This window comes from Pseudonocardia sp. (genome assembly GCF_025465255.1).
In the GTDB taxonomy this organism is placed as follows: domain Bacteria; phylum Actinomycetota; class Actinomycetes; order Mycobacteriales; family Pseudonocardiaceae; genus Pseudonocardia.
The window spans coordinates 20803-27712 of record NZ_JAODNI010000005.1; the positions used below are offsets into that span (position 1 = coordinate 20803).

Genomic DNA, 6910 nt, shown 5'->3' on the forward strand with positions numbered 1-6910 from the left:
CGAAGGGTCGGTCGTCGGCGTCGGCCGGCCTGAGGGCGCCGGAGAGGCCTCCGACGGTTGCGGACTCCACCATGACGGTGACGTTAACCCGCTCGACCGGTTCCGGTCATCCGAGCCGGCGGACGACCTCGCGCCCCAGCAGCGAGCCCGAGCGCCAGGCCGTCTCGATCCGGGAGCTGCCCCAGCCGTCCCCGGCCAGTCCGATGCCGTCCGCACCGAGGTGGAAGGGCACGTCGCGGTCCTGCTCGGGGGACGCGAAGCGCCAGCGGTGGGCGTGCGTCCACACCGGTCGCGCGGTGATCCCGAGCAGCTCCCCCACCGCCTCGACGACGAGCGGGACCGCCTCCTCCGGCTGCTCGTCGAACCGCCGGGCGACGTCGGAGACGGTGTGCGCCACCAGGACGGGCGCGTCGTCGCCGCGGCGGGCGCCGTCGTCCGCGATCAGGGAGAGGACCGGATGGTCGTTGACGAACGCGGCGGGCAGCTCGGCCCAGGTGCGTTCGGCGTACTCGGCGGCGACGGCCAGGACGGGCCGCCAGGGCCGCCCCGAGGCGAGCGCGACGGCGCCGAGCCCGGGATCGAGGACGCGCAGGGCCTGCGGGTCCGGCATCGCGAGCACCACGACGTCTGCCGGTTCGCCGTCGACCGTCGGGCCCGAGGTGACCCGCTTGACCTCGTGCCCCAGCTCCAGCGGGAGCCCCTCCGCGAGCGCGGCGACCAGGCTGCACAGGCCCCGCGGCGCGGCCCAGCGCATCGGTCCGGGTGCCCGGAGTCGTTCGCCGTGGTCCAGGACCGCGAGTTCCGACGTCCAGGGCCGGGCCAGGCCCGCCGTCCGCCAGTCCGCCACGACCTCGGCGAACTCCGGGTCCCGCACGGTGAAGTAGGCGGCCCCGGTGTCGATCGGCCGACCGTCGTGGCAGCGGCTCGCCATCCGCCCGCCCGGGGCGCGGCCGCGGTCCAGGACGCGCACGGGGATCCCGGCGTCGGCGACCTCCCGCGCACACGCGACGCCGGCCAGCCCGGCTCCCACCACGACCACGGACATGATCGGTCAAGGGTAGCGGCGCGCGCGGCGCCGCACCCGTTCTAGCCGGTCGCGCCACCAGGTCGTGCGCTCGGGATCGGCAGCGACGTCCTGTCGCGCGACGGGTTCCGGGGCGCGTCGCAGCACGGGCAGGAACCCGTCCCTCGGCGTCAGCCGGGCGTCCGGGGCGACCACGTCCGCGGTCAGCAGCGCGCCCGTCCCCAACCCGCAGGCGTGGTCGAGTCGCGGCAGCGCGGCGGCGAGGGCGATCTCCGCGGCCATCCCGACGCTCGTCTCCAGCGCGGACGAGACCACACACGGCAACCCGCAGGCCTCCGCGACGGCGAGGGCCCGGCGGACCCCGCCGAGCGGCGCGACCTTCAGGATCGCGACGTCCGCGGCGCCCGCCACCGCGACCTTCAACGGGTCCTCGGCGCGGCGGATGGACTCGTCGGCGGCGATCGGCACGTCGACGCGGCGGCGGACCAGCGCCAGCTCCTCGATGGACGGACACGGCTGCTCGACGTACTGCAGCCCGCCCGCCGCGCGGTCCAGCGCGCGGATGGCGGCGACGGCCTCGTCGACCTCCCAGCGGGCGTTGGCGTCGACCCGCACCGCGCCCGACGGCCCGAGCGCGTCCCGGACGGCCTCGACCCGGGCCAGGTCCTCGGCCGCGGACTCCGGGTGGTCGGCCACCTTCACCTTCGCCGTCGAGCAGCCGGACGCGCGGACGAGCGCGTGCGCCCGCTCGGGGCCGACCGCCGGGACGATGCAGTTGACCGGAACCCGGTCGCGCACCGGTTCCGGCCAGCCGTCCTCCGCGGCCTCGCACGCGGCGGCGAGCCAGGAGGCCGCCTCCGCGTCGTCGTACTCGGTGAAGGGGCAGAACTCGCCCCAGCCCGCGGGCCCGCGTAGGAGCAGGCCCTCCCGGACCGCGATGCCGCGGAACCGGGTGGTCATCGGGATCGAGTAGACGAAGGGATCTTCCACCCGGCCGACGCTACTCAGTCCTGATGTTCGCTCCGCAGGCTGCGCTCAGGCGATCAGCTCGTGGTGGGCGGGGTCGATCGCCTTCGTCCGGCGGCGGAAGGAGAAGGTGTACCCGGGCCACAGGGTCCGGTTGCGGCCGTTCTCGTCGAGGTACCAGCTGGCGCAGCCGCCCGTGCTCCACACCGTCTTGCCGAGCCGGCGCTGCAGGTCCGCGTTGTAGGCGTCCTGGCTGTCCTGCCGGGTGTCGATCGCGACGGCGCGGCTGGCGTCGACCGTCCGCATCGCGTCCAGAACGTAGTTGATCTGCGACTCGACCATGAACACCATCGAGCTGTGGCCGAGCCCGGTGTTCGGGCCGACGATCATGAACAGGTTCGGGAAGCCCGCGACCGTGGTGCCGAGCAGGGCCTCCGGGCCGTCCTTCCACGCGTCGACGAGCTTGACGCCGTCCCGCCCGGTGACGCCCATCTGCGCCATGCCGTCCGCGACCTTGAACCCGGTGCCGAAGATGATCGTGTCGACCTCGTGCTCGACCCCGTCCGCGGTGACGACGCCCCGCCCGGTGATCCGGGTGATGTCGCCGGTCTCGACGGACACGTTGTCCCGCCGCAGCGCCGGGTAGTAGTCGTTGCTCATCAGGACCCGCTTGCAGCCCATGGTGAACGTGGGCGTGACCTTGCGCTTGAGCTCGTCGTCGCCGGCGAGGACCTTGTCCAGGTACTTCAGCCCGAGCTTCTGGACCAGCTTCATGATCTGCGGGTGCAGGAAGCCCGCGACCAGCGCCTCGTGCCGCCAGTACAGCGCGATCCGGTTCAGCGTCTGCAGCAGCGGGAGGCGCCGGTACGCGGTGCGCGTGCGCTCCGGGATCGCGTGGTCCGGCTTGGGCAGCACCCAGGGCGCGGTGCGCTGGAAGAGCGTCAGCGACTCGACCTCCGGCGCGATCGCGGGCACGAACTGGATCGCGCTGGCCCCCGTGCCGATGACGGCGACGCGCTTGCCCGCAAGGTCGTGCGAGTGGTCCCACTGCGCCGAGTGGAAGGCCTTGCCGGCGAAACGGTCCAGGCCCTCGATCTCGGGCACGAAGGGGTCGTGCAGCGCGCCGGTGCCGAACAGCACGTAGCGCGCGCGGTAGCTGGTGCCGTCGTCCGTGCGGACGTCCCACGCGGTGCCGTCCCACTCGGCGCCGGCGACCTTGACGCCGAAGCGGATGCGGTCCCGCAGGCGGTAGCGGTCCGCGACGCTCTCGAGGTAGGCCCGGATCTCCGGCTGGCGCGCGAACGTCCGCGTCCACTCCGGGTTCTGGAAGAAGGAGAAGGAGTAGAGGTGGGACTCCACGTCGCAGGCGCAGCCCGGGTAGACGTTGTCCCGCCAGGTACCGCCGAGGGTGCCGCCCTTCTCCAGGACGACGAAGTCCTTCCGGCCCGCCTCGTCCAGCTTCACCGCCGCGCCGAGGCCGGCGAAGCCGCTGCCGACGATGACGGTGTCCACCGTGACGGGATCCACCGTGACGGGATCCACCGTGACGGGATCCACCGTGACGGGATCCACACGTGGGGTCGTCTCGCTCATTCCGGGTCCCTCCTCGTTGGGTTACCGCCAGTAAGTTACCACGAGTAAGTTGGGTCCGGGTAGGGTTCCCCCGTGGAATCCCGCTCCGTCCAGGCCGCCCCCGCTCGGCGCCGTCGCGTCGGCCGCGAGGAGCGCGAGCGGCAGATCCTCGACGCCGCGGTCGCCGTGTTCTCCGAGCGCGGGTACGCGAACGCGTCGATGGACGCCGTCGCCGAACGGGTCGGGGTCACCAAGCCCGTGCTGTACACGCACTTCGGTTCCAAGGAGGGCCTCCTGCTGGCGTGCGTCGCGCAGGCCCGGACCGAGCTGCTCGAGGTCACCGCGGCGGCCGCGGCGGCCGCGACCACGCCCGAGGACATGCTCCGCCGCGGTACCCGGGCCTTCTTCGAGTTCCTCGACGAGCGCGCCGCCGCCTTCTCGCTGCTGTACTCCGAGGCCAGGATCGCCGCGGATGCGGTCGAGGGGATCCGGGCGCAGCAGACGGACTTCATCGCCGCCCTGCTCGGCGCCGCGGCCCCGGACGCCGCTCCGCTCCAGCTGCAGGGTTGGGCGCAGGTCATCGTCGGCGCGTGCGAGCGGCTGGCGGTCTGGCGGGCGCAGGACAAGCGCGTCACCACCGAGGACGCGACGGAGTACCTGATGGACCTCGCCTGGACCGGCCTGCAGGGCCGCGCCTCCGGCGCCCGTGCGCGGTGATCGCCGCCCTGGCAACGGTTTTCGCGCACGAGGCACACTGTGCCGGTGACGACGACGGCCCCTCGCCTGCTGCAGGTCCTGCGCAGCACCACCATCACGCCGCGGATGATCCGCGTGACCCTGGGCGGCGACGAGCTGGCCGGGTTCCCCGGGGAGGGCCCGGACCGACGGATCAAGATGTTCTTCCCCGTCGAGGGGCAGGACCGGCCGGCGATCCCCCGCGCCAGCACCGGCGGACCCGTCTGGCCCGCGGGCGAGGCGCGCCCGACCATCCGCACGTACACCGTGCGGCGGTTCGATCCGGCGGCCGGTGAGCTGGACGTCGACTTCGTGGTGCACACCGGTTACGGGCCGGCCGCGGCGTGGGCGCAGTCCGCGGAGCCCGGGTCGTGGGTCGGGGTCTCCGAGCCCGGCGGGCGCTGGGTGCCGGATCCCGCCGCGGCGTTCCACGTCGTGATCGGGGACGAGTCCGCGCTGCCCGCCGTCGCGACCGTGCTGGAGGCGGTGCCACCGGACGTCCCGGCGCTGGCGGTACTCGAGGTGGCGGACGCCGGCGAGGAACAGGACCTGCCGGGCAAGGCCGACGTCACCTGGGTGCACCGCGGGGACCGGCCCGCGGGCGAGCCGCTCGTCGAGGCGGTGCGGGCGGCGGCGTTCCCCGAGGGCGAGGGGCAGGCCTGGCTCGCGGGCGAGTCCGCCGCGGTGAAGGACATCCGGGCCCATCTGCTGAACGAGCGCGGCCTCGGCCGGCGGGCGGTCTACGCGACGGGGTACTGGCGCGCCCGCTGAGCCCGGCTCGCGCGGTCCCGGATCGCGACTCGCGCGGCTCCAGATCACGACTCGCGCGGTCTCACAGCGCGACTCGCGGGGTTCCCCTCGTCAGGCGGGGTCGAGCTGGGCGTGGCCGGCGATCACGGTGGCGCGGACGGTGCGGCCGACGGCGTGCGGGCCCGGCGGGGCGGTGGGGCCGTCGGGGAAGACGGTGAGGACCGCGGTGCTGGCGGCGTCCCCGCGCGGGGTCGCGGCGGCGAGGCGGCGGCCGTCCGGCGTGCGGGCCAGCATGAAGCCCTGGGTGGGGAGGCCGTTGCGGTCGTACTCCACGGTCGCGGCCTCCACCCGCACCTCGTGGACGTCCCCGTCGGCGAGCACCACCGGCGCGGGGCCGGGTTCGGCGGTGTCCTTCGGGACGGGGTCGCCGACGTAGCCGTCCTCGTGCGCCGACCGCCCGAGCAGGACGGCGTGCTGGCGGGTCAGGTACCCGCCGCCGCCGTGGACCAACGCGGTCCGGGCCCCCGCCCGCAGCCGGCGCGCGGTCGCGACGACGGCGTGCAGCCCGTACGACGACAGCGGGCCGCCGAAGGACGAGTACCCGCCGGTCACGCCGAGCAGGTCCGGCAGGGCCAGGCCGAGATGCCGCCCGACGAGCCGCGGGACCACCGGGAACGGCGTGTAGACGTCCAGGACGTCGAGGTCCGCGGCGGCGAGGCCGCCCGCGGCGAGGGTCCGGTCCAGCGCCGACCCGAGTGCCGGCGAGACCGCCAGCTCCGGCCGGGCGACCACGTCCGCGGCGTCCTCCGCGCCGGCGCCGCCCCAGACGTGCACCATCCGCTCGTCCGGGACGCCGTGCTCGCGGGCCACGGCCACCGACGTCACGAGGACGGCGGCGGCCATGTCCACCAGCGGGTTCGCGTTGAGCGACAGCGGGTACGGCTCGCAGATCATCCGGTTGCCGGGCCCGACGCGCACGATGTCCGAGGGCGAGGTGACCATCGGGTTCCAGGCGCACGGGTTCTCCGACGCGACCTTGCTCAACCCGGCGTACAGCTCCGCGGACCAGGCCAGGGCCTGCGCCGGGCTCTCCCCCAACGCGTGGGTCAGGGCGGCGTCGACCATCGGGTACACGCGCGTCGGCAGGACCAGCCCGGCGAGCTGCATGGCCGCGCTCCCGAGGTCGTCCGGGTCGAAGCCGGGCGGGCCGCCGGGCTCGGCGCTCCAGCCCAGGTCCGCGGCCGGGTCCACGCCCGCACGGGCCAGCACGGCCATCGACGCAGACGCCTCGCCGCCGGCCACCAGCGCCACCCGCGACTCCCCCGCGGCGATCCGCGCGGCGGCCGCGTCCACGAGCGCGACGGGCCACTGCCCGCCGACGGGCGCGGCGAACGTGTGGGACGGGCCCGCGCCGATCCGCTCGGCGAGCTTCGCCGCCAGGTCGTCGTATCCCCAGCTGGCGACGTGTGAGACCGCGATCGAGTCGACCTCTCGGAGCAGCCGGCCGCCGGTGCCGGCGCCGGTGTCCTGCCCGGCGGCGGCCACGGCGTCGGCAACGAGCCGCAACGGCTCCCGCGCGCCGGCCACCGTCCGGTCCCGGTTGCCGAGCACCTGGCCCACGCCGAGAAGCACCGGCAACCTGTCGTCCCGCACGGACGGACGGTAGTACAGCAGCCGGACGCGGTCCCGTTCGGTGCCAGGTCCGACACGCTACGCGTCGATCATGCAGATCAGTTCGCCGCGGGTCCCGACGGGACGGCCGGGGCGAGGTCCGCGCAGGCCGCCCGGGCCGCGGCCCAGGTGTCCGCGTCGACGCCGGGAGGGGCCTGCCTCGACCCGGGCTGCCCGGCGCCCGCGTGCGGG

General features: G+C 75.0%; 6 protein-coding genes. 2 read left to right on the forward strand and 4 right to left on the reverse strand.

The features are described 5' to 3' along the window. Window positions 1-106 precede the first annotated feature (106 nt). From JWP64_RS00730 to JWP64_RS00740, 3 genes are read right to left on the reverse strand one after another with little or no spacing between them, the layout of a single operon-like run. Window positions 107-1045 (reverse strand): FAD-dependent oxidoreductase, encoded by a 939-nt coding sequence (locus JWP64_RS00730; RefSeq protein WP_297490935.1) that lies wholly within the window; start codon window positions 1043-1045, stop codon window positions 107-109. Window positions 1046-1051: 6 nt separating this feature from the next. After that, complete coding sequence (locus JWP64_RS00735; protein ID WP_297490938.1) at window positions 1052-2014, reverse strand: o-succinylbenzoate synthase; 963 nt, start codon at window positions 2012-2014, stop codon at window positions 1052-1054. Window positions 2015-2059: 45 nt separating this feature from the next. Beyond that, window positions 2060-3583, reverse strand: a complete 1524-nt coding sequence (locus JWP64_RS00740; protein ID WP_297490940.1) for an NAD(P)/FAD-dependent oxidoreductase — start codon at window positions 3581-3583, stop codon at window positions 2060-2062. A 72-nt stretch (window positions 3584-3655) separates the two neighbouring features. Between JWP64_RS00740 and JWP64_RS00745 the strand changes: the two genes are divergently transcribed. After that, window positions 3656-4279: a TetR/AcrR family transcriptional regulator gene (locus JWP64_RS00745; RefSeq protein WP_297490942.1), complete on the forward strand. Its 624-nt coding sequence runs from the start codon at window positions 3656-3658 to the stop codon at window positions 4277-4279. A 45-nt stretch (window positions 4280-4324) separates the two neighbouring features. Next, on the forward strand, window positions 4325-5068 hold the full coding sequence (locus JWP64_RS00750) for a siderophore-interacting protein (RefSeq protein WP_297490944.1): 744 nt from the start codon (window positions 4325-4327) through the stop codon (window positions 5066-5068). Window positions 5069-5158: 90 nt separating this feature from the next. On the opposite strand, the gene JWP64_RS00755 is transcribed toward JWP64_RS00750, so the two are convergent. Continuing rightward, window positions 5159-6700, reverse strand: a complete 1542-nt coding sequence (locus tag JWP64_RS00755) for an acetyl-CoA acetyltransferase (protein WP_297490946.1) — start codon at window positions 6698-6700, stop codon at window positions 5159-5161. Window positions 6701-6910 lie beyond the last annotated feature (210 nt).